The 19,654-nt window shown below is 63.1% G+C and carries 15 protein-coding genes; 9 read left to right on the forward strand and 6 right to left on the reverse strand.

Going from position 1 to position 19,654, the window contains the following annotated elements; genetic code table 11:
• The first annotated feature begins 104 nt into the window (after positions 1–104).
• The 4 genes from rnr to K3728_01500 all read left to right on the forward strand — a co-directional run bounded on the left by rnr (position 105) and on the right by K3728_01500 (position 6,402).
• Positions 105–2,378, forward strand: coding sequence for a ribonuclease R (gene rnr / locus K3728_01485; GenBank protein ID UWQ95945.1), 2,274 nt, complete (start codon positions 105–107; stop codon positions 2,376–2,378).
• Positions 2,379–2,520: 142 nt separating this feature from the next.
• Positions 2,521–4,098, forward strand: coding sequence for a lytic murein transglycosylase (locus tag K3728_01490; protein UWQ95946.1), 1,578 nt, complete (start codon positions 2,521–2,523; stop codon positions 4,096–4,098).
• A 137-nt stretch (positions 4,099–4,235) separates the two neighbouring features.
• Positions 4,236–5,924, forward strand: a complete 1,689-nt coding sequence (locus K3728_01495) for a DNA polymerase Y family protein (protein ID UWQ95947.1) — start codon at positions 4,236–4,238, stop codon at positions 5,922–5,924.
• Positions 5,925–5,973: 49 nt separating this feature from the next.
• Positions 5,974–6,402 (forward strand): VOC family protein, encoded by a 429-nt coding sequence (locus K3728_01500; GenBank protein UWQ95948.1) that lies wholly within the window; start codon positions 5,974–5,976, stop codon positions 6,400–6,402.
• Positions 6,403–6,786: 384 nt separating this feature from the next.
• On the opposite strand, the gene K3728_01505 is transcribed toward K3728_01500, so the two are convergent.
• From K3728_01505 to K3728_01525, 5 genes are all read right to left on the reverse strand, one after another.
• The gene (locus K3728_01505; GenBank protein UWQ95949.1) at positions 6,787–7,641 is read right to left on the reverse strand and encodes a D-amino-acid transaminase; all 855 of its coding nucleotides are present in this window, start codon (positions 7,639–7,641) and stop codon (positions 6,787–6,789) included.
• Positions 7,642–7,671: 30 nt separating this feature from the next.
• Complete coding sequence (locus K3728_01510) at positions 7,672–8,469, reverse strand: dienelactone hydrolase family protein (GenBank protein UWQ95950.1); 798 nt, start codon at positions 8,467–8,469, stop codon at positions 7,672–7,674.
• 147 nt (positions 8,470–8,616) lie between these two features.
• Positions 8,617–9,561 carry a dipeptide epimerase gene (locus K3728_01515; protein ID UWQ95951.1) on the reverse strand — a complete coding sequence of 315 codons (945 nt, stop codon included), beginning with the start codon at positions 9,559–9,561 and terminating at the stop codon, positions 8,617–8,619.
• Positions 9,558–10,559: a DUF1611 domain-containing protein gene (locus K3728_01520; GenBank protein UWQ95952.1), complete on the reverse strand. Its 1,002-nt coding sequence runs from the start codon at positions 10,557–10,559 to the stop codon at positions 9,558–9,560. Before K3728_01520 ends, K3728_01515 begins: the two co-directional genes overlap by 4 nt.
• 149 nt (positions 10,560–10,708) lie before the next feature.
• Entirely contained in the window at positions 10,709–11,059 is a 351-nt protein-coding gene (locus K3728_01525; GenBank protein UWQ95953.1) for a hypothetical protein, read from the reverse strand.
• Between the two features lie 289 nt (positions 11,060–11,348).
• Here K3728_01525 and K3728_01530 point away from each other — a divergent pair, with 289 nt between their 5' ends.
• The 5 genes from K3728_01530 to K3728_01550 all read left to right on the forward strand — a co-directional run bounded on the left by K3728_01530 (position 11,349) and on the right by K3728_01550 (position 16,043).
• Positions 11,349–12,329 carry a glutathione S-transferase family protein gene (locus K3728_01530; GenBank protein UWQ95954.1) on the forward strand — a complete coding sequence of 327 codons (981 nt, stop codon included), beginning with the start codon at positions 11,349–11,351 and terminating at the stop codon, positions 12,327–12,329.
• A gap of 42 nt (positions 12,330–12,371) precedes the next feature.
• Positions 12,372–13,340 (forward strand): pyridoxal phosphate-dependent class II aminotransferase, encoded by a 969-nt coding sequence (locus K3728_01535; protein UWQ95955.1) that lies wholly within the window; start codon positions 12,372–12,374, stop codon positions 13,338–13,340.
• 29 nt (positions 13,341–13,369) lie between these two features.
• Entirely contained in the window at positions 13,370–14,248 is an 879-nt protein-coding gene (cbiB, locus tag K3728_01540; protein UWQ97405.1) for an adenosylcobinamide-phosphate synthase CbiB, read from the forward strand.
• Between the two features lie 65 nt (positions 14,249–14,313).
• Positions 14,314–15,486 carry a lytic murein transglycosylase gene (locus tag K3728_01545; protein UWQ95956.1) on the forward strand — a complete coding sequence of 391 codons (1,173 nt, stop codon included), beginning with the start codon at positions 14,314–14,316 and terminating at the stop codon, positions 15,484–15,486.
• Positions 15,483–16,043, forward strand: a complete 561-nt coding sequence (locus K3728_01550; GenBank protein UWQ95957.1) for a hypothetical protein — start codon at positions 15,483–15,485, stop codon at positions 16,041–16,043. The genes K3728_01545 and K3728_01550 overlap by 4 nt, the downstream gene beginning before the upstream one ends.
• Here the strand turns inward: K3728_01550 and smc are convergent.
• Positions 16,040–19,495 carry a chromosome segregation protein SMC gene (smc, locus tag K3728_01555; GenBank protein ID UWQ95958.1) on the reverse strand — a complete coding sequence of 1,152 codons (3,456 nt, stop codon included), beginning with the start codon at positions 19,493–19,495 and terminating at the stop codon, positions 16,040–16,042. The genes K3728_01550 and smc overlap by 4 nt on opposite strands.
• Positions 19,496–19,654 lie beyond the last annotated feature (159 nt).

Consider the following 19,654-nt stretch of genomic DNA (forward strand, 5'->3'; position numbering starts at 1 on the left):
CCTCCTTCATCTTGGCCCGTACAACTCAATCCAACGCGGCCCTCCCCACCGTCGCTTGATTTAGGCCCATGACGCCCCCCCATGCTCGTGCTACCTGAGTCCGCATGAGCAACATCCCCTCCAAAGACCAAATCCTGAAATGGATCACCGACAACCCCGGCAAACGCTCCAAGCGTGACATTGCCAAAGCCTTTGGCATCAAGGGGGCAGCTCGGATTGACCTGAAACGGATTCTCAAGGAACTCCAGGCCGAGGGGCATCTGGAAAAAACCGGGCGTACCTATCGTGACCCGGAAAAACTGCCTCCCGTCACGATCCTCTCCGTGCAAGCCCCCGACGATAACGGCGACCTCTTTGCGCGCCCTCTGGAATGGCATGGTGAAGGGGTGGAGCCGCGTGTGCTCTACAAACCCCGTACCGCAGACCCTGCCGTGGGCCAGGGCGACCGCATTCTGGCGAAACTGTTTGAAGCCGAAGGCGACGACCATCACTACACCGCCCGATTGATCCGCAAGATCGGCACCAACCCCCGCAAGATCCTCGGCATCTTCCGCAAACGCGATGAGGGGGGCGTTATTTCTCCGATCTCCAAGGGGTCCGATAAGGAGTGGCAGGTTCGGGGCGGTGACACCCACGGCGCCAAGGATGGAGAGTTGGTCGAAGGCGAACTTGCCGGGCCAAAGGCGCGGATGGGGGCACCTCGGGCGCGGATCACCATGCGCGTGGGCGACCCCGGCGAAGCCCGCGCGGTGTCGCTTATCGCGATCCATGAGCATGGTATCCCCGACAGCTTCCCCGACGCCGTGATCGCGCAGGCCGATGCCGCGAAACCTGCCGGGCTGAAAGGCCGCGAAGACTTGCGTGAATTGCCGCTGATCACCATCGACCCCGCCGATGCGCGCGATCACGATGATGCCTGCTACGCCCAGGCCGATGACGATCCCAAGAACAAGGGTGGCCATGTCATCTGGGTCGCGATTGCCGATGTGGCCCATTACGTCACGCCGGATTCGGCGCTGGACCGCGAGGCCCGCAAGCGCGGCAATTCCACCTATTTCCCGGACCGCGTGGTGCCGATGCTGCCCGATCGCCTGTCGGGGGATCTTTGCTCGCTCCACGAAGGGGTGCCGAGGGCGGTGATTGCCGTGCGGATGGTGATCGACGCCAAGGGCCAAAAGATCGGCCATACGTTCCACCGGGGCCTGATGAAATCCCATGCGTCGCTCAGTTACGAAGAGGCGCAGGCCGCCCAGGACGGCACGCCTTCGGCGCGGGCCGAGCCCCTCGTTCAGGGCGTTATCCGCCCTCTCTTCGCAGCCTATGACGCGCTGAAAATCGCCCGTGCCAAGCGGCAACCGCTGGAATTGGATCTGCCGGAGCGGCGGATTGAATTGGACGACAATGGCAAGGTCTCCTCCGTGGCCTTCAAGGACCGCCTCGACGCCCACAAGCTGATCGAGGAGTTCATGGTTCTGGCCAATGTCGCCGCCGCTGAAACCCTGATCGCCAAGCGCACGCCTTTGCTGTTCCGGGTCCACGAAGAACCCTCGCCCGAGAAGCTGGAAGCCCTGCGCGAGGTGGCCGACAGCGCCGGGCTGACGCTCGCCAAGGGGCAGGTTCTGCAAACGCGGCACCTGAATGATCTGTTGCGCGCGGCGGGCGAGGATACGTCCGAGCTGATCTCGATCTCGACCCTGCGGTCGATGCAGCAGGCCTATTACAATCCCGAAAACTTCGGTCACTTTGGCCTCGCCCTGAAAAGCTACGCGCATTTCACCTCTCCGATCCGGCGCTATGCGGATTTGATCGTGCACCGCGCTTTGGTCAGCGCCCACGGCTGGGGCAAGGACGGGCTGTCCCCCGATGAGATTGAGCGTCTGGAAGACACCGCAAAGCTGATTTCGGGAACCGAGCGACGGTCGATGGTAGCAGAGCGTGACACCTCGGACCGCTACCTTGCGGCCTATCTGTCGGACCGTGTGGGGGCCGAGTTTGGTGGGCGCATTTCCGGCATCGCCAAGTTCGGTGTGTTTGTGAAGCTGGACGAGACCGGGGCGGATGGCTTGTTGCCGATGCGATCGCTGGGGCATGAGTATTTCCACTACGATGCCGAGGCGCAAACCCTGATGGGCGCGGATACAGGCACGATGATTTCCATCGGCGACCGGGTCTTGGTGAAGCTGGCCGAAGCCGTGCCGGTCACTGGCGGGCTGATCCTGGAATTGCTTGAGCATGACGGCAAAGCCCCCGCCAAAGGCACGCGCCGGGGTAGTGGCCGGGGACGGGGCAAGGCCCCCGCGCGGCGTAAGGTAGGCGCGTCCAAGGGGGGTAAGACCAAACTACGCAAAAAGACCGCTCGGACCCGCACAAAGAGCTGACGCTAACGGTATGTTAACCTGATTGGGGCGAGGGTGACCGGCAAAAGGCCGCCCATCGCCCCTGCATTGTTCGCGGTTTTCCTGTAAGTTTGCCGTGAAGCCGCTATATTGTTGCGCTGTCGTGGATAGTCGAGCCTTGCCTATGTTTGCTCTTAGATACGCATCTTTTGTTGCCTTCTTGGCCTTCACGTTGCCCGCAATGGCAGCGCCGCCGGCGATTTCGCCGTTGCCCATGCCGCGGCCTGTATTGGGGCCCATTTTGGGGCCCGTGTCGGAGCTGGTTTCGGCGGTAGAGGTTGCCGCGCCGGAGCGTAGAGGCGTGTTGATTGAGGTCATCGCCGAAGAGGCGATTGAAGAAGCGTCGCGCGGCGGGACCGACGGCGTAAGCGTCGAAGTGCTGCCCGCCCTTGCCGACACGGAGACCGCCCAAACCCTTGGCACCCGATCGCCTGAAGACGAAAGCGTACTGGCGGTATTGGCGTCGCCGGTGCCCGTGGCACGGGGTGATGTGCCGGTTGAATTCGCCGCCCGTGCCGCCGTGCTTCGGGCCTCTGCCGAGGCGGAAGAAGCAGCGCAACGCCCGACCCGCGCCAATGATCCGGGGTTTCGGGCGTGGATTGAAGCGTTCAGGGAACGGGCACTTGCGGCGGGCATCAGCGCGGCGACGTTCGAGCAAGCCTTCGATGGGTTGCAGCTGAACACGCGGGTGTTGGAGAGGGACCGCAATCAGGCCGAATTCTCTCGGACCCTGTGGGAATATCTGGACTCGGCTGTTTCTGCGACTCGCATTCGCAACGGGCAAGAGGCGCGGGCAGAATGGCGCACGACGCTGTCGCGGATCGAGGAGCAGTTTCAGGTGGAGGCCGAAGTTGTGGTCGCCGTTTGGGGCCTGGAAAGCGCTTATGGGGCAACCCGCGGCAGCGAAGGGATCGTGGAGGCGATGGCCTCGCTCGCCTATGACGGGCGGCGGCAGGACTTCTTTGAGGCTCAGTTGATCGCGGCGTTGCAGATTATCGAGGCAGGCGACACGCAGGCCCGCAACATGACGGGGTCATGGGCCGGGGCGATGGGGCACACGCAGTTTATGCCGACCAGCTATCTGGAGTTCGCCCAGGATTTCGACGGTGATGGCCGCCGCAATATCTGGAGCGATAACCCCGTCGACGCGCTGGCCTCTACGGCGCATTATCTGGCGGAACACGGATGGGTCTACGGCCAGCCCTGGGGCATGGAAGTGCGCCTGCCGGACGGGTTCGACTACCGCCTCGCCGGAGAGCAGGAGCGCATCGGCGCTGCGTTCTGGAACAACCTTGGGGTGCGCCAGATCAACGGCGACCCGATTCCCGACCATGGGCCTGCGTCGATCCTGTTGCCCGGCGGGGCAGAGGGCGTGGCCTTGGTGGTGTTCAGCAACTTCCGGGTGATAGAACGTTATAACCCGGCCGATGCCTATGTGATCGCCATTGGCCACCTCAGCGATCGTATTGAGGGCGGGCGCGGGTTTCAGGCCGGATGGCCCCGCGGCGACCGGGCGTTGACCTTTGCCGAGAGGGAAGAGTTGCAGCGCCTGCTTTTGGCGGCGGGGCATTACGGCGAGGATATCGACGGGATCGTCGGGCCGATCACCATTGCAGCGGTGCGCAGCTATCAGGAAGCCGTGGGCGTGACGCCGGATGGCTATGCCTCCTTGCGGTTATTGGAGCGTTTACGGCGCGGCTAGGGATTGCGCCGGGCTACGCCCGTCGCCCGCGCGCCCTCCTCCGCGCAAAAGCGCGTCCTCGGGGCTGTAGCGGGGACTCGACTCCGAAACAGCGCCGGTCTAATTTGAGAACAAATCAGGAACAATTGCTGCCGCTCATGTCCACGCCCTCTCGTCATAACGTTGCCAACCGGCGGCGCATCCTCTCGCTATGGTTCCCGCGTTTGGGGGTAGAGCGGGTGCTGAGGGGGGAGCCGGGCCTTGCCGAAATGCCCCTGGTCACGGTGAGCGAGACGGGCAACCTCAGGCAATTGGCCGCGACCAGCGTGGCGGCGGAGCAGCAAGGGTTGGCAAGGGGGCAATCCCTGAGCGAGGCCATGGTGCTGTGTCCCGACCTGGTAACCCGCCCCGAGGATCTGGGGCGTGAGGCGGCGCTGTTGATGGCGCTGCGACGGTGGGCGGGGAAGTTCAGCCCTTGGGTATCAGAAGAGGGCCGCGAAAGCCTTTTGGTGGACCTAACCGGTTGCGCGCATCTGTTCGGCGGGGAAGAGCCGTTGTTCCGCCAAGTGCAGGAGGATTGCGCGGATTTGGGCCTGAGCGTTTGCGCGGGGATCGCCGATACGGCGGGGGCGGCTTGGGCCTTGGCGCGATACGCAGGCGGCCATGGCGTTGTGCAGGGGCGCAACGGTGACGCGATTGATCAAGAGGCCCGCGCCACGCGGTCGCGCGCCAGCAAGCGGCATTGGGTGAAGGGCGGGCCTGCGCCTGCCACGCAACTGGCGGGCGGCCCGGTGCATCGAATCGCCAAGCCGGGGGCCACACGGCAGGCCTTGGCCCCCCTGCCGATTGCCGCGTTGCGGGTGGATGCCGCCACCACGGCGGGGCTTGCGCGGTTGGGTCTGCGGCGGATCGGCGATGTGCTGACATTGCCCCGTGCCAGCCTGACGCGCCGTTTTGGGCAAGGCTTGATCAGGCGGTTGGATCAGGCGCTTGGGACGATGCCGGAACCGATCTCGCCCGCCGGGGCGCCCTTGCATTTTGCGGTGCGCTTAAGCTTGCCGGAACCGATTGGCCTGGAGGCGGATATCGCCGCTGGCTTGGACAGGCTTCTGCCGCCGCTGTGCGAGAAGCTCCGTGCCAAGGGGCGGGGCGCCCGGCGGGTCCGGTTGGAACTCAGCCGGGTGGAGGGGGACACCCAAACCATCGACATCGGCCTTGCGCGGGTGGCGGACCAGCCGGACAAGCTGAAACCCCTGTTCGAGATGAAGCTGGGGGACGTGGACGCAGGCTTTGGCATCGACCGCTTGCGGGTCATTGCCCATGTGACCGAACCGCTGCACGCGACCGAGCATAAAGGCGGATGGGCTGTGGCCCAAGAAAGCGCGGCCCCCCGGACGCTGGATCAAGACATGGCCGGCCAGATCGCTCGGCTTGGGGCACGGGTGGGGTTGGAGGCGATCCGCCGTGCCCGCCCCGCCGATAGCCATATCCCCGAGAAAACCTCGGTTCCCCTTGCCGCCGCCTGGTCCGAGGCGGAGGCCCCCGGCACCTGGCCCGCCCCCACACGGCCCCGCCCGCTCACCCTGTTCCCGCCCGAGCCTGTTACCGCCCCGGCGTTGCCCGATGTGCCCTCGGGGTTTCGCTGGCGGGGGCGCGATTTCACGACCCACAGCGCCCAAGGCCCAGAAAGAATCGCCCCGGAGTGGTGGTTGGATGAACGGCAGTGGCGCACCGGGGTGCGGGATTACTGGCGCGTCACAACCCAAGATGGCGCAAGGCTGTGGTTGTATTTCGCCCATGGGGGCGGCCAGTCGGGCGGGTGGTTTGCCCATGGGGACTTCGGTTAGCAACGGGCGCGTTGTTGCTTGCGCACGCCGTCCTGCTTACCGTGGCCCAATGACACCACCCTTCCGCATCCGCGCCCTTGGGGAGATTGCCATTCGCTGCGATGACCTTGCGCGGATGACCGCGTTCTATGGCGACGTCTTGGGACTCGAAAGGATGACGGGCAACGCCGCGCCAAACATCGTTTTCTTCAAGATCGCCGAAGGGTTTGGCGGGCATACGCAGATATTGGCTCTGTTTGATAACGACAAAGACCAAAGCCAAGCGCCACGGACAGGGGCCAAGTCATCCCTGCATCACATCGCGTTAACCGTATCCTACGCCGAGCAAGATGCCGTGATGGAATGGTACAGCATCTTGGGGCAACCCTACCGGGTCGAGCATTTCGGCTGGGTTGGATGGCGCGGTATCTTCACCGAAGACCCGGAGGGGAACACGGTAGAACTGGTCGCCTACGACGACAGTTTGAAAGCGAAATAGCGAAGACAAAGCAAAGGCTGACAGGGAAGCGGCAAGGCAAACGCCAGAAAGAGCCCCTGAAACTTCTGCACGCCCCCACCGGCGCGCAGAAGGTAAGCCACATACGGTACCACACCCCCAAAGGATACTCGTTAAACGACTAAGGTGGGTCCACTCCTAAGGCGGTGCGATAAGGCTTTGGGAACGTCGCTGAACGAGCGGAAACAGGCAGGTCGCCAACGTACACAACGCCCTGCCTAGGGTAGCGACTGCCAGTACTCAGGGCGCCGCGACCGTAAAAGGTTAATAAAAGGTTAACGAGCCGAGCGCCACTGTCGAAAAGGACAGGTTCTTGGGGCGGGAATGGGGCACGGGCGCTTGATTCGTCAGGCGCCCGTGGGGAAATCAGACCGCCGCTTTGCGCATCTCGTCGATGTAAATTTCGCGCAGACGGGCCGTGATATTGCCGGGGGTGCCGGTGCCGATGGTCTCTCCATCAATCTCGATGACGGGCATGACGAAAGTGGTGGCAGAGGTCACAAATGCCTCGTCCGCTTGCTTGGCCTCATCCATGGTGAAGGGGCGTTCTTCCACCTTCATCTGGGCTTCTTTTGCCATGCGCAGCACGGCGGTGCGGGTGATGCCGGAAAGGATTTCATGGCCCAGATGGCGGGTGATGATCGTGTTGCCTTTCACGATATAGGCGTTGTTCGAGGTGCCCTCGGTCACGACCCCATCTTCGACCATCCAAGCGTCATGGGCGCCGGCAGCCTTGGCGGCCATCTTGCCCATGGAGGGGTAAAGGAGTTGCACGGTTTTGATATCCCGGCGGCCCCAACGTTGATCTTCGATCGAGATGATCTTCATGCCCGTCTTTGCCATCGGGTTATCGGCAAGGCCGGGTTTGTTCTGGGTGAACAGCACAATGGTGGGGGTGGCGTCTTCGGGGTAGGCGAAATCACGGTCGGCAGCGCCACGGGTGACCTGAAGGTAAATCAGCCCCTCGTCGATATCGTTGAGGCGCACCAATTCACGGTGGATTTCCAGCAGCTCTTCTTCCGTCGTGGGGTTGGCCATTTCCAGCTCATCCAAGGACCGCTGAAGACGTTTGGCATGGCCGTCAAAGTCGATCAGTTTGCCGTCCAGGACGCTGGTGACCTCATAGACGCCGTCTGCAAACAGGAACCCACGGTCAAAGATCGAGACAGTGGCTTCGGCTTCGGGCAAATACTGGCCGTTTACATAGACGGTTCGGGTCATGGGCAGGGTCCTTTCATGGTCGATCCACGTCTAGAGCCGAGAGAGAATCCATTCAATGGCCCATTCGACGCGGGCCGTAGAATAGGAATGCCCGCCGCCGAATTCGCAAAAGACCAAGGCGTCGTTGCTGGCATTTTCACCACCAAGGCACCGCATCCCATCGGGCGCCTGCATTGCGGCCGGGCGGCCGTAGCCGCCCGCGGTGCCGTACATGTCCAGCACCTCCCAGATGTTGCCTTGGGCGGTTCCGCCAATGGCGCGGCCTTCCTGCGGCACGGTGGTGTCTGCGTCGCCGTGGATGTGGACGATCGTGGTCGCGGGAGAGGGGCAATCGGCGGGCGTTGGCGACCAGAAGGTGCCTGCGTAGGGGACAAAGCCCGCGAAGGATTCAGACATCTCGCAGGCAAGGGTCCATGTCATCATTCCCCCGGCGCTAAATCCGGTGGAGATCAGGCGAGATTGGTCGAGAGGGATGCGGCGAGAGACATCAGCGATCACGGCCGTGACGTAGTCCATCTCGGCGGCCTCGGATTGAGCCGGGTCACTCGGACGGTGGGCGAGGTTCCAGTCATCGGCGTCGGCGTTGAGGGCGATGAATGCCATGCCAAGGCGGTCGGCCATGGCGCGCAGGGAGGCGTTGCGCATCGCGCCGTTGGCAGAGCCACGGTAGCCGTGGGCGTGAAAAAACGCGCCGGTTGGCTCGGTTGGGCCGTCGGGCATGTAGTAGCGATAGGTGCGGTCGCCCGGAACGGTACAATCAGTGTCGGGGCCACAGGCCATGGCGGGTGTTGTGAACAGGGCGAGGGCGGCGATGAGGATTGGGCGCATTGGAAAGCTCCGGGTTTGGCGTGCCGGAGAGTGACCTGTTTCGGGCGGAGTTGCACCTTAACTTCGTGTGAGGTGGACGAGGGGACGGGAGCGAGGGGCCAGCCCCTCGCGCTCCCCGGAGGTGTATTTGCCAAGATGAAGGAGCGCTCAGCCCCAGAGCGCAGGTTCCGGGGGATGAACGGTAGAGCCGTCGAAGGTGAGCGGTGGGGTGCGATCTTCGGCCAGGAGAAGGGGGCCGTCGAGGTCCACGATTTCGGCGCCTTGGGCGACAAGCATGGCGGGGGCCATGGCGAGGCTGGAGCCAACCATGCACCCGACCATTACGGTGTAACCTTCAGCGCGGGCGGCATCGCGCAGGGCGAGCGCCTCGGTCAGGCCACCGGTCTTGTCGAGCTTGATGTTGACCATATCGTATTTGCCTCTGAGGCCGGGCAGGGAGGCGCGGTCATGGCAGGATTCATCTGCGCATACAGGCAGGGGGCGGGCGATTTCGGCCAGCATGTCATCTTCACCCACGGGCAGGGGTTGTTCCACCATCTGCACCCCAAGTCGGATCAGGTGAGGGGCGAGGTCGGAGTAGACATCGGCGGTCCAGCCTTCATTGGCGTCCACGATGATGGCGGCCTTGGGTGCGCCGGCGCGGACCGCTTCGAGGCGGGCCATATCATCGGGGGTGCCGAGTTTGATTTTCAGAAGCGGGCGGTGGCCGTGTTTGGCGGCAGCAGCGCGCATGTTCTCGGGCGTGTCGAGGGAGAGGGTGAAAGCGCTGGTGACAGGTTGGGGGCGCGCGATGTCGAACAGGTCCCAGGCCCGGCGACCTTGTGTTTTCGCGGCCAAGTCTATTAACGCGCAATCGAGGGCGTTGCGGGCGGCCCCGGCAGGCAGGGCCGAGACATCGCCGTGCGATGCCTCGAGCTGTGCTGTGACGCTATCGAGGGATTCCCCATAGCGGCCATAGGGAACGCATTCGCCGCGCCCGATATGGCCATCTTGTTCGACCGTAACGGTCAGCACCTGAGCCTCGGTCCTTGATCCGCGAGAGATGGTAAAGACCTCGGCCAAACGGAAGCTGTCACGGGTGATCTGCATCACAGCGCTTCCAGCGCGTCACAGAGGCGGCCCGCGCCTTGGCGGAACGGATCGGCGGTGGGCAGGCCCATGCGTTTTTCGATATCGGCAAGGCATTGCAGCGCCTCGTCTTCCCCCAGAGCAGCGGTGTTGACGGAGATGCCTACGACCTCGGCCTTGGGGTTGGCGATGCGGGCAAGCGGCAGGGCGGTGTCACGCAGGGCTTCGAGCGTCGGCAGGGAATAGCCGGGCAGGCCCCGCATATGGGTGCGGGTCGGCTCGTGCGAGAGGATCAGCGCATCGGGTTGGCCGCCGTGGATCAGGGCCATGGTAACGCCAGAATAGGACACGTGGAACAGGCTGCCCTGACCTTCGATCATGTCCCAGTGATCCTCATCATTGTCGGGTGTCAGCCATTCGACGGCACCGGCCATGAAGTCTGCAATCACGGCGTCCAGCGGGACGCCGTCGCCGGTCACGAGAATGCCAGTCTGACCTGTGGCACGGAAGCTCGACTTCAGGCCACGGGCCTTCATTTCCTTGTCCATCGCCAGGGACGTATACATTTTGCCCGCCGAGCAATCGGTGCCCACCGCCAAGCAGCGCTTGCCTGTGCGTTTGACGCCATTGGCGATTGGGTAATCGACCGAGGGGATACGCACATCGTGCAGGGTACGCCCGTATTCCTTGGCAACAGCCACCAGATCGGGTTCGTCGTTGAGCAGGTTGTGCAGGCCAGAGGCGATGTCGAAGCCCTCGGCCAGTGCCTCGATCAACACGCGCTTCCAGGAGCTGGAGATCACGCCGCCCCGGTTCGCCACGCCGACCACCAGCGTTTTCGCGCCGGATGCTTTGGCGGCGGTAAGGTCCATATCGGCGGCTTTTACATCGGCGTTGCAGCCCTCCATGCGGAACTGGCCGATTACATTCTCGGGGCGCCAGTCGCGGATGCCTTGGGCGACCTTTGCGGCCAGTTGGTCGGGCGCGTCGCCCAGAAACAGAAGATACGGTGTTTCGATCATCGGAGAGGCCCCTTGCGCGGAATAAGTAGGTGTCACGGCAAATTAGCCGCGTTCCGGCGCACATACTGCGAAAAATGGGGCGTAGCCGAGGTTAATTGCGGAAGATTTTCGCGTGGCTGGAGGTATCGCGCAAAAATTGTGCGCGTGGCTCAGGTTTGCGTCAGCAATCCTGCGGGGCGCGAGTCTGCCAAGACGAAATCAACCGGCGCGGTCGTTGCTGTGGCAGTGTTGCGCTTGAACTCATAGCGCATCAGATCGCCATCCTCAGAGGAGGCAACGATCAACGCCTGATAGAGATGCTGAGGGCCGTCGTAGATGTCGATCAACCCGCGCAAACGAGGCGCTTCTTCCGCCATAACGGCGAAGCCACGGTCGGACATTTCGATGATTGCAAAAGCTTCATCCCCTACATGAACGGACCGCGTGGCGCGTTTGCGTTTGCCTTGCCGTTGGGCGGCGGCAAGCTGGTCACGTAATTCTTTCGGTAGGTATTCAGACATAGGAACCTCTGACCAATTGGGGTCGCACGCCATGCAAGGTGGCGAACTTTCGTGTCAGGTCAATGACGTATATCGGACATTTCCCTTACATTGAGGCGACTTTGCAGGGGCAGCGTTAATATTTCCTTACTGGCTTGGGGCGGCCGTAAACGCTGCGGTGCAGAGATTTTCTAGAAGAAATCAGATATTTTTGACCTGTGCGCCGATGCCTAGGCGCCCGTGCGTGCCTTCGCCTATACGCACCGCCCCTGCGGCCCTACATCCGACTCAGCACATGGAGGAGCGGAAGATGGGTCTGTTGGTAGACGGAAAGTGGCAAGATACTTGGTACGACACCAAAAAATCAGGCGGTGCGTTCAAGCGGACCGAGGCGCAGTTTCGCAACTGGATCACGGCGGATGGCAGCGCGGGGCCAAGCGGTGAGGGCGGCTTCAAGGCCGAAAGCGGGCGCTACCATCTTTATGTCTCCCATGCCTGCCCTTGGGCGAACCGGGCGCTGATCTTTCGGGCGTTGAAGGGGCTGGAGTCGCATATCTCTATCTCGGTCGTGCATCCCGATATGTTGGGCGAAGGCTGGACCTTTGCCACCGATTTCGACGGCGCGACGGGCGACACGCTTTATGGGCTGCCGTTCGCCCGCGACATCTACACCAAGGCGCAACCTGATGTGACGACCCGTGTGACCGTGCCAATTCTGTGGGACAAAGAACGCGAAACCATCGTGTCAAACGAGAGCGCCGAGATCATTCGCATGTTCAACAGCGCCTTTAATGACATCACCGGCAATACCGATGATTACTACCCCGACGCTCTGCGCGACCAGATCGACCAAATCAACGCCCGCGTCTATTCCGACGTGAACAACGGCGTCTACAAATCCGGTTTCGCCACCTCGCAAGAGGCGTATGACAACGCTGTGTACACATTGTTCGATGCGCTGGATTGGCTGGAGGGGATCTTGGCCGAAAGCCGCTACCTGACGGGCGACAGGATTACCGAGGCCGATTGGCGGCTGTTCACCACGCTGATCCGCTTCGATCTGGTCTATCACCTGCACTTCAAATGCAATCGCAAGCGGATTGTGGATTACCCGAACCTCTGGGCTTACACGCGTGAGCTGTACCAATGGCCCGGCGTGGAAGGTCAGGTGAACTTCGATCACATCGTGCGCCATTACCACTATAGCCACGAGACGATTAACCCGCACCGGATCATCCCGATCAATCCGGTGATCGACTGGATGGAACCCCACGGTCGCGCGAGCCTCTAAAGCGCATTGCGGGCGGACTGGTTTTCGGCTTCAAAAGGCGTCATGAGCACGCCTTCCCCGAAACGAGACCACGGCGGTGGTCTGGATGCCGCCGCCGCTGAATACGGCGGCGATCCGCGCGCGTGGCTGGACCTTTCCACGGGGATCAACCCCATTGCCTATCCGGTGGGCGAGTTGTCGCCGGATGTCTGGGGGCGCCTGCCTGACACGGGGGCAATGTCCCGCCTGCTGGATGCGGCCCGTGCCTTCTGGTCTGTGCCCGATGGGGTGCAGATCATCGCGGCCGCCGGGGCCTCTCCCCTTATCGCGCGGATGCCGGAACTGGGGGCGGGGGACGAGGTCTATATCCCGACTCCCACCTATAACGAACACGCCGCCGCCTTTGCCGCGCGCCGCTGGCATGTCTGGGATGATCCCGCCGTGCCCGTTCATGTCTACGTGCATCCCAATAATCCCGATGGGCGGCTCTGGCCGGGCAGCAAGATCGGCAGGCGGGGCCTTACCATCGTCGATGAAAGCTTCTGCGACACGGTGCCGGACCAAAGCCACATCGCGCGGGCGGCAGAGCCTCGGGTGATTGTACTGAAAAGTTTTGGCAAGTTCTGGGGCCTTGCGGGGATACGGCTGGGCTTCGCCATGGCCCTGCCCGAAACCTTCGCGCCCGCAGGCCAAGCGAACCTGCAAGAGCTGATGGGGCCGTGGTCCGTCTCTGGCCCGGCGCTGGAAGTGGGCGCGCGGGCCTTACAAGATCACGCCTGGGCCGACGCCACCCGCGAACGACTGGCAAAAGACGCGAAACGGCTCGATGGCCTGATGTGTGCCACGGGGGCAACGCTTGTCGGCGGCACGACCCTGTTTCGCACCTATGCGCTCCCCGATGCAGAGGCGATGCAGGCGCGTTTGGCGAAACACCATATCTGGACCCGCATCTTTCCCTATTCCGACCACTGGATTCGCCTTGGCCTGCCGGGGACCGAGGCCGATTGGACCCGGCTAGAGGCCGCCCTGTGATCGCGACGGCCCCTCTGCTTGTGACGGCGATGGTGCTGGATGCGCTGGTGGGAGAGCCGCGGTGGCTCTGGTCCCGTGTGACCCACCCGATTGTGCTGATCGGGCGTTTGATTGGCTGGTGTGACCGCCGTTTTAACAGGGGCGCGCAGGGACGTAACGGCGTGTTGGTGATGGTTGGTCTGGGCCTAGGGGCAATTGCGCTTGGATGGCTGATCGCGGCACTTCCCCTTGGGTGGTTGTGGCAAATTCTTATTGCCGCAGCGCTTTTGGCGCAGAAATCGCTGGTGCAGCATGTGGCGGCTGTGGCCGATGGCCTGCGCCGCTCGCTTGACGAGGGGAAGCGGGAAGTGGCGATGATCGTGGGGCGCGATACCGGCCCCTTGGATGCCCCCGCCGTGGCCCGCGCCGCGATTGAAAGCGCGGCCGAGAATATGTCCGACGGCGTGGTTGCGCCCGCATTTTGGTTTCTGTTGGGCGGGTTGCCGGGGCTGTTGCTTTATAAAGTTACGAACACGGCAGATTCGATGATCGGCCACCGCACGCCCGAGCACGAGGCGTTTGGATGGGCCGCCGCCCGTCTGGACGACGTGCTGAACTACATTCCCGCGCGCCTGACGGCGCTTTTGATTGCGCTGACCCACGGGATGGCCGCTCTGCGCTGCGCTAATCGCGATGGTGGCAAGCATCGGTCGGTGAATGCCGGTTGGCCCGAAGCGGCGATGGCCTCAACCCTCGGCCTGTCCCTATCGGGACCGCGCGCCTACGGCGGCGAGATGACCGCCGACGCGGCCTTGAACGAAGGCGGCACCCGCGATGCGACGCCCGGCGATATCGCGGCGGCGGTGGGTGTCTTGTGGCGTGTATGGGCGGCGTTGCTGATCGGCGCTCTGCTGCTTGCGATTATCTGAATGCTTGCGAGCCGCGCTTGGCACGTTAATCTGCCCCCAAATTAATTGCTTACAAGGTTGCCCCCATGCGTTTTCTCGCCCCGCTTCTTTTGTCACTCACAATCGGCACCGCCGCACACGCGCAACAATGCGGGGGTGATTTCGGCCAATTCGTCCAAGGCCTACGGGCCGAAGCCGCCACGCGTGGCCATAGCCAAGAGGCGATTGACGGCTTCTTCCGCCATGCCAGCTATTATCAACGGGCCCTTGATGCGGACCGACGACAGGGCATCTTCACGGTGCCTTTCACCGATTTCGCCCGCCGTCTGATCAGCCAGGGGCGTATGGACAACGGCCGCCGCAATGCGGAACGCCAAGCCGCCACCTTCAACGAGATCGAGCGCCGCTTTGGCGTGTCGCGCGGCATCCTTCTGGCCTTCTGGGCGTTTGAAACCGACTACGGCGCGTTCCAAGGGGATTACAATACGCTCGATAGCCTTGTGACACTCGCCCATGATTGCCGTCGGCCAGAGCTGTTCCGCCCCGAGGTTTTCGGCGCGTTGGAGCTGTATGAGAACGGCGATTTCGACCCGGTGAACACCGTCGGCGCTTGGGCCGGGGAAATCGGCATGGTGCAGATGTTGCCCGAAGATATCGTGGCCCACGGGATGGACGGCGATGGCGATGGTCATGTGTCGCTGCAAACCTCCGCCCCTGATGCGCTGATGTCGGGTGCGAATATCCTTTCGTCCCTCGGCTGGCGCTCGGGCGAGCCTTGGTTGGTGGAAATCACCGTGCCGCAGGATCTGGATTGGTATCAGACCGGCATCCACACCACCCGCCGCGTCAGCGATTGGGAGGCGGATGGCGTCTCGGGCCGCTCAGGCGCGTTGCCGATGCGCAATGCTCAAGCTTCCATCGTCCTGCCACAAGGGCGCAACGGGCCAGCCTTTATGGCCTATCAGAACTTCAACGTTCTGTTCGAGTGGAACCAGAGTTTCACCTACGTGCTGACCGCCGCCTACTTTGCTACCCGTCTTGAAGGCGCGCCGGTGTTTGATGCCCGCAACCCCGAGGCTGGCCTGAACGGCGACCAGATGCGCGCCTTGCAAACAGCGCTGGCGGCCCGTGGCCATGATGTGGGCCGGATCGACGGTATCCTAGGTTCCGGCACCCGCGCTGCGGTGCGTGAAGAACAGCGTCGCTTGGGAATGCCCGCCGACGCTTGGCCCACCCGCGCTTTGTTGAACGCGCTATGAGCCGGTATGCAGTAGCGGCGATGGCGGTGGCATTGGCCACTCCTGTCGCGGCGCAAGATGTCGCCTCTGATTTTTCCAATGCCTTCACGCAGGCTTATGGTAGCGGAGCAGCCGAGCCCGTCTCGGCCCGTCTTCGCGGGCTAAGCATCATTGCCGATCTTGAGGGCAATTGGATCGACGCAGGGCAGGTGATGAACGGTTCGGCCTATGATGCTGCGCTCGCCGAGCAATCATGTTCGTTTATCTATCGGGTCATCGCCACCGACGGGGCGTTCGGGTTTACACTCGAGACCTCTCGTCGAGGGGAGTTGCAGGGCGATCAGACAGAGTTTGTCTTCAACTCGGGGTCTTATTTTACCTACGTCAGCGATCTTGATGGCGTGGCACTGCGCCTTTTCCAGACTGATGATCCGCTGAGCCTGGATCCCGGCTTGTTGGAATCGACGATCGTCGCGCCGGGCATGTCCGGTGTTGCGCGTGTCGAACTGGTGGGGCCGGACGTGTTGTTGATCGACAGCCCGACAGCCGCGCCTATGGTCCTGACGCGCTGCTCTTAAGCGACCAGCGTTTCAGCCGCTTTCAGATCCACGCTCACCAACTGGCTCACGCCTTGCTCCCCCATGGTCACGCCGAACAGGCGGTCCATGCGGGCCATGGTGACGGCGTGGTGGGTGATGGTCAGGAAGCGCGTGTTGGTCATGCGCGTCATCTCATCAAGCATGTCGCAGAAGCGGGTGACGTTGGCGTCGTCCAATGGCGCGTCAACCTCGTCCAGCACACAGATGGGGGCAGGGTTTGCAAGGAACACGCCAAAGATCAGCGCCAGCGCGGTCAGGGTCTGCTCACCGCCCGATAGCAGGGACAGGGTGGACAGTTTCTTACCGGGAGGTTGGCAGAGAATTTCCAGCCCGGCTTCCAGCGGATCATCGGATTCCACCAGAACCAAGCGCGCCTCGCCGCCCCCGAACAGGTGTGTGAACAGACGCGAGAAATTCTCGTTCACCTCGTCGAACGCCTTCAACAGACGCTCTCGCCCCTCTTTGTTGAGGCTGTTGATCCCGGTGCGCAGCTTGGCAATCGCCTCTTCCAGATCGACCTTCTCATTGGCCAGCGTGTCGTGTTCTTCGCGGACCTCACGGCTGTCTTCCTCCGCCCGCAGGTTCACCGCGCCAAGGGCGTCGCGCTGACGGCGCAGGCGCATGACGTTTTGTTCGATGTGATCAGCCGTGGGCATCGGTTCGGGCAAATCGCCAAGGGTTTCCAGAAGCGTTTCCGGGGTCAGCTCCATCTCTTCGGTGATGCGATCGGCGGCGGCTTGAACGGCCTCCTGTGCGGCGTCGCGGCGGGCTTCAGCAGCGGCGCGGAGTTCGCGGGCCTCGGACGCGGCGCGTTCGGTATCACGCTCCGTGCCGCTGGCAGCGCGCAGGTTCATTTCTCCGACCGACAGCGCATCGGCAGAGGCGGCCTTGCGGGCCTCGGACTCAGAGATCTGAATGGCGAGCTGTTCACGCCGCATAGCAATTTCGCCGGGCTTCTGGCGGGCGTCGATCAGGGCGGCTTCGGCCTCACCGCGGCGTTTTTCCAGCTCGGCCAGGCGCGAGGCGGCGTTGGTTAAGCGGTTCTGCCAGTTGGTAATTTCGGTGCCGATTTTGGCGATGCGCGACACGCGATCTTCGCCGTCACGCTTGACCTCATCAAAGGCCGCACGTTTGGCGAGCATGGTCATCCGCGCCGCTTCCACCGTGGTTTTCACGTCGGCCAAGCGGCCACGCACGGCGTCCAGATCGTCCAATTCGGCCAAGGCATCTTGCGCACGGGTCAATTCGGCGCGGGCGGTATCGGCCTCTTCCGCGTGGCGCGAGGCGGTCAGGCGAAGGGTTTCCAACTTGCCGTCCAGTACGCTTTGATCGGCCTCGGCGCGGGCGGCGGCGCGGCTGGCTTGGCTCAGCTGCGTTTCCGCGTCTCGCCGGGCGGTGCGGGCGGATTTATCGGCTTCGGTCAGTTGGTTAAGGCGCTGCGCCAAATCTTCATGGGCGGCCTTGGCGGTGTCTGCCTTTGCCCGAGCGCGGAGCCGTTCCTCCTCCAATTCAGACAGGCGGTTTGCCTGCTCCAACCGCCGCGCGGCGGTGGACACGGCATCGGCGGCGGCGACGGCAAAACCGTCCCAACGCCAAAGATCGCCCTCGCGGCTGACAAGGCGTTGACCGGGCTGCAATTCGGGTTGCAGGCGGGGGCCGTCGGCGGCGTCGATGATGCCCACTTGCGACAGGCGACGGCCCAGAACTGCGGGGGCTTTTGCGACCTCCGCGGCGGGCTGCGCACCCGTCGGCAAGGCGGCTGATGCGTCGTATCCGGGCAGGTCTGTCCAGCCTGTTGCGCCCGCCGATGTCGCGCGGGCGGCCTTTAGATCATCGGAAAGGGCGGCGCCGATTGCGGCCTCAAATCCCGGGGAAACCTTAATCTCGTCAAGGACTTGGTCGCCATCGCCCCGATCCCGTTCCAGCACGCGCGCCAGCGCCGTGACCTCTGCATCCAACGTGCCTGCGCGGCCCTCGGCCTCGGACCGGGCAGAGCGTGCTTCGGTCTCGTGGGTTTGGGCGTCGGCACGGGCGGATTCCGTTTCCAGCAGGGTTTCTTCGGCGCGGGCCGCTAGATCTGTGGCGCGGGTGAGGGCGTCTGTGGCCTCTTCTGCTTCGCGCTTGAGGGTCTGTAACCGATCTGCCGCGTCGTTGGCGGCTTTTTCCGCTGCCTGGGCGTCTGCGATGTTGCGGGTAACGGCTTTCTCCGCCTCTCCCATACGACGTTCGATCGCTTGGTAGCGTGCGGCAAGGGCGGCAGATTGCTCTGTAAGATCAGAGAGTTCCGCCTCTTGCCCCGCCAAAACACTGCGGGCGTCGGTGACTGCGTCGCGGGCGTCGCCAAGGCGGTCATCCTGGCCCTTTTGTGCCCGCTGCAAATCGGCCCGTTCATCTTGCAACCGGGCGACGGTTTCGCCGGCATCTGCGTTCAATGCCTCTTCCCGCTCGCGGTCTTTGTCGATCTGGGTGATGCGGTTGGTCAGGGTTTCCACGGCGGCGGCGGCACGGTCTGCTTCGGCCTGCAAACTATCGCGTTCCACCAGCAAACGTTGAAGAATTGCGGCGGCGATTGTGTCTTCTTCGCGCAAGGGGGGCAGCGCTTCTTCCGCCGCTTCGCGGGCCTTCACGGCCTCTAACGCGGCGGTTTCTGCCTGTGCGGCAGTGGCGAGGCCTGCGCGCAATGCTTCTTCCGCGCGGAGGCGGGCGGCGTCTGCGTCGCGCCAGCGCACGAACAGCAACAGGCCTTCCGTCAGGCGCAGCTCGGACCCGATCTCGCGGTAGCGGGAGGCTTGTTTTGCCTGTCTTGCCAAGGTGTTAAGCTGTCCGCTGAGTTGGTCGAGAACATCATCGGTGCGCGACAGATTTGCCTCGGCGCCCTTCAGTTTCAGCTCCGCCTCATGGCGGCGTTGATAGAGGCCCGAGATGCCTGCGGCCTCTTCCAAGATGCGGCGACGGGCTTTGGGGCGGGCGTTGATCAGCTCGGAAATCTGGCCTTGGCGGACCAAAGCTGGGCTGTGCGCGCCGGTAGAGGCGTCGGCAAACAGCATCGAGACATCGCGGGCGCGCACGTCTTTTCCGTTTAGTTTATAAGCACTTCCGGCATCTCGCGTGATGCGGCGGATGATGTCGATCTGGTCTTCATCGTTGAAACCAGCGGGCGCGAGGCGGTCTTTGTTATCGATCTGCAAAGATACTTCGGCAAAGTTGCGGGCGTTGCGGGTGGCGGCGCCGCCGAAGATGACGTCTTCCATGCCTGCGCCGCGCATCGCGGTGGGGCGGTTTTCGCCCATCACCCAACGTAACGCCTCGAGAAGATTGGATTTTCCGCATCCGTTCGGCCCGACAACACCGGTCAACCCATCGGCGATCACGAGGTCCGTGGGATCGACGAAGGATTTAAACCCGTTCAATCTGAGCTTCGTGAAACGCACCTGTCCTGCCCTTTGTCTGTCGCGATTCTTCTGACGGGTACTCTACGCGGAGGGCTGCCGGGCGAGTCAACGGACGAGGGGCGTATATCGTGTGTTTTGGCGGGTTATCCCCAAGATATGCGCCTATAGGCGAAACCTATGTTTCGGGGCGCAGGCCGG

The sequence above is a fragment of the Rhodobacteraceae bacterium M385 genome, assembly GCA_025141835.1.
In the GTDB taxonomy this organism is placed as follows: Bacteria; Pseudomonadota; Alphaproteobacteria; order Rhodobacterales; family Rhodobacteraceae; genus Gymnodinialimonas.

Coding starts and splice junctions, on each gene's coding strand:
- K3728_01510 (UWQ95950.1), bottom strand. CDS start 8,469: ATGCGCCCAATCCTCATCGCCGCCCTCGCCCTGTTCACAACACCCGCC.
- rnr (UWQ95945.1), top strand. CDS start 105: ATGAGCAACATCCCCTCCAAAGACCAAATCCTGAAATGGATCACCGAC.
- cbiB (UWQ97405.1), top strand. CDS start 13,370: ATGGTGCTGGATGCGCTGGTGGGAGAGCCGCGGTGGCTCTGGTCCCGT.
- K3728_01490 (UWQ95946.1), top strand. CDS start 2,521: ATGTTTGCTCTTAGATACGCATCTTTTGTTGCCTTCTTGGCCTTCACG.
- K3728_01500 (UWQ95948.1), top strand. CDS start 5,974: ATGACACCACCCTTCCGCATCCGCGCCCTTGGGGAGATTGCCATTCGC.
- K3728_01495 (UWQ95947.1), top strand. CDS start 4,236: ATGTCCACGCCCTCTCGTCATAACGTTGCCAACCGGCGGCGCATCCTC.
- K3728_01530 (UWQ95954.1), top strand. CDS start 11,349: ATGGGTCTGTTGGTAGACGGAAAGTGGCAAGATACTTGGTACGACACC.
- K3728_01535 (UWQ95955.1), top strand. CDS start 12,372: ATGAGCACGCCTTCCCCGAAACGAGACCACGGCGGTGGTCTGGATGCC.
- K3728_01550 (UWQ95957.1), top strand. CDS start 15,483: ATGAGCCGGTATGCAGTAGCGGCGATGGCGGTGGCATTGGCCACTCCT.
- K3728_01505 (UWQ95949.1), bottom strand. CDS start 7,641: ATGACCCGAACCGTCTATGTAAACGGCCAGTATTTGCCCGAAGCCGAA.
- K3728_01545 (UWQ95956.1), top strand. CDS start 14,314: ATGCGTTTTCTCGCCCCGCTTCTTTTGTCACTCACAATCGGCACCGCC.
- K3728_01525 (UWQ95953.1), bottom strand. CDS start 11,059: ATGTCTGAATACCTACCGAAAGAATTACGTGACCAGCTTGCCGCCGCC.
- K3728_01520 (UWQ95952.1), bottom strand. CDS start 10,559: ATGATCGAAACACCGTATCTTCTGTTTCTGGGCGACGCGCCCGACCAA.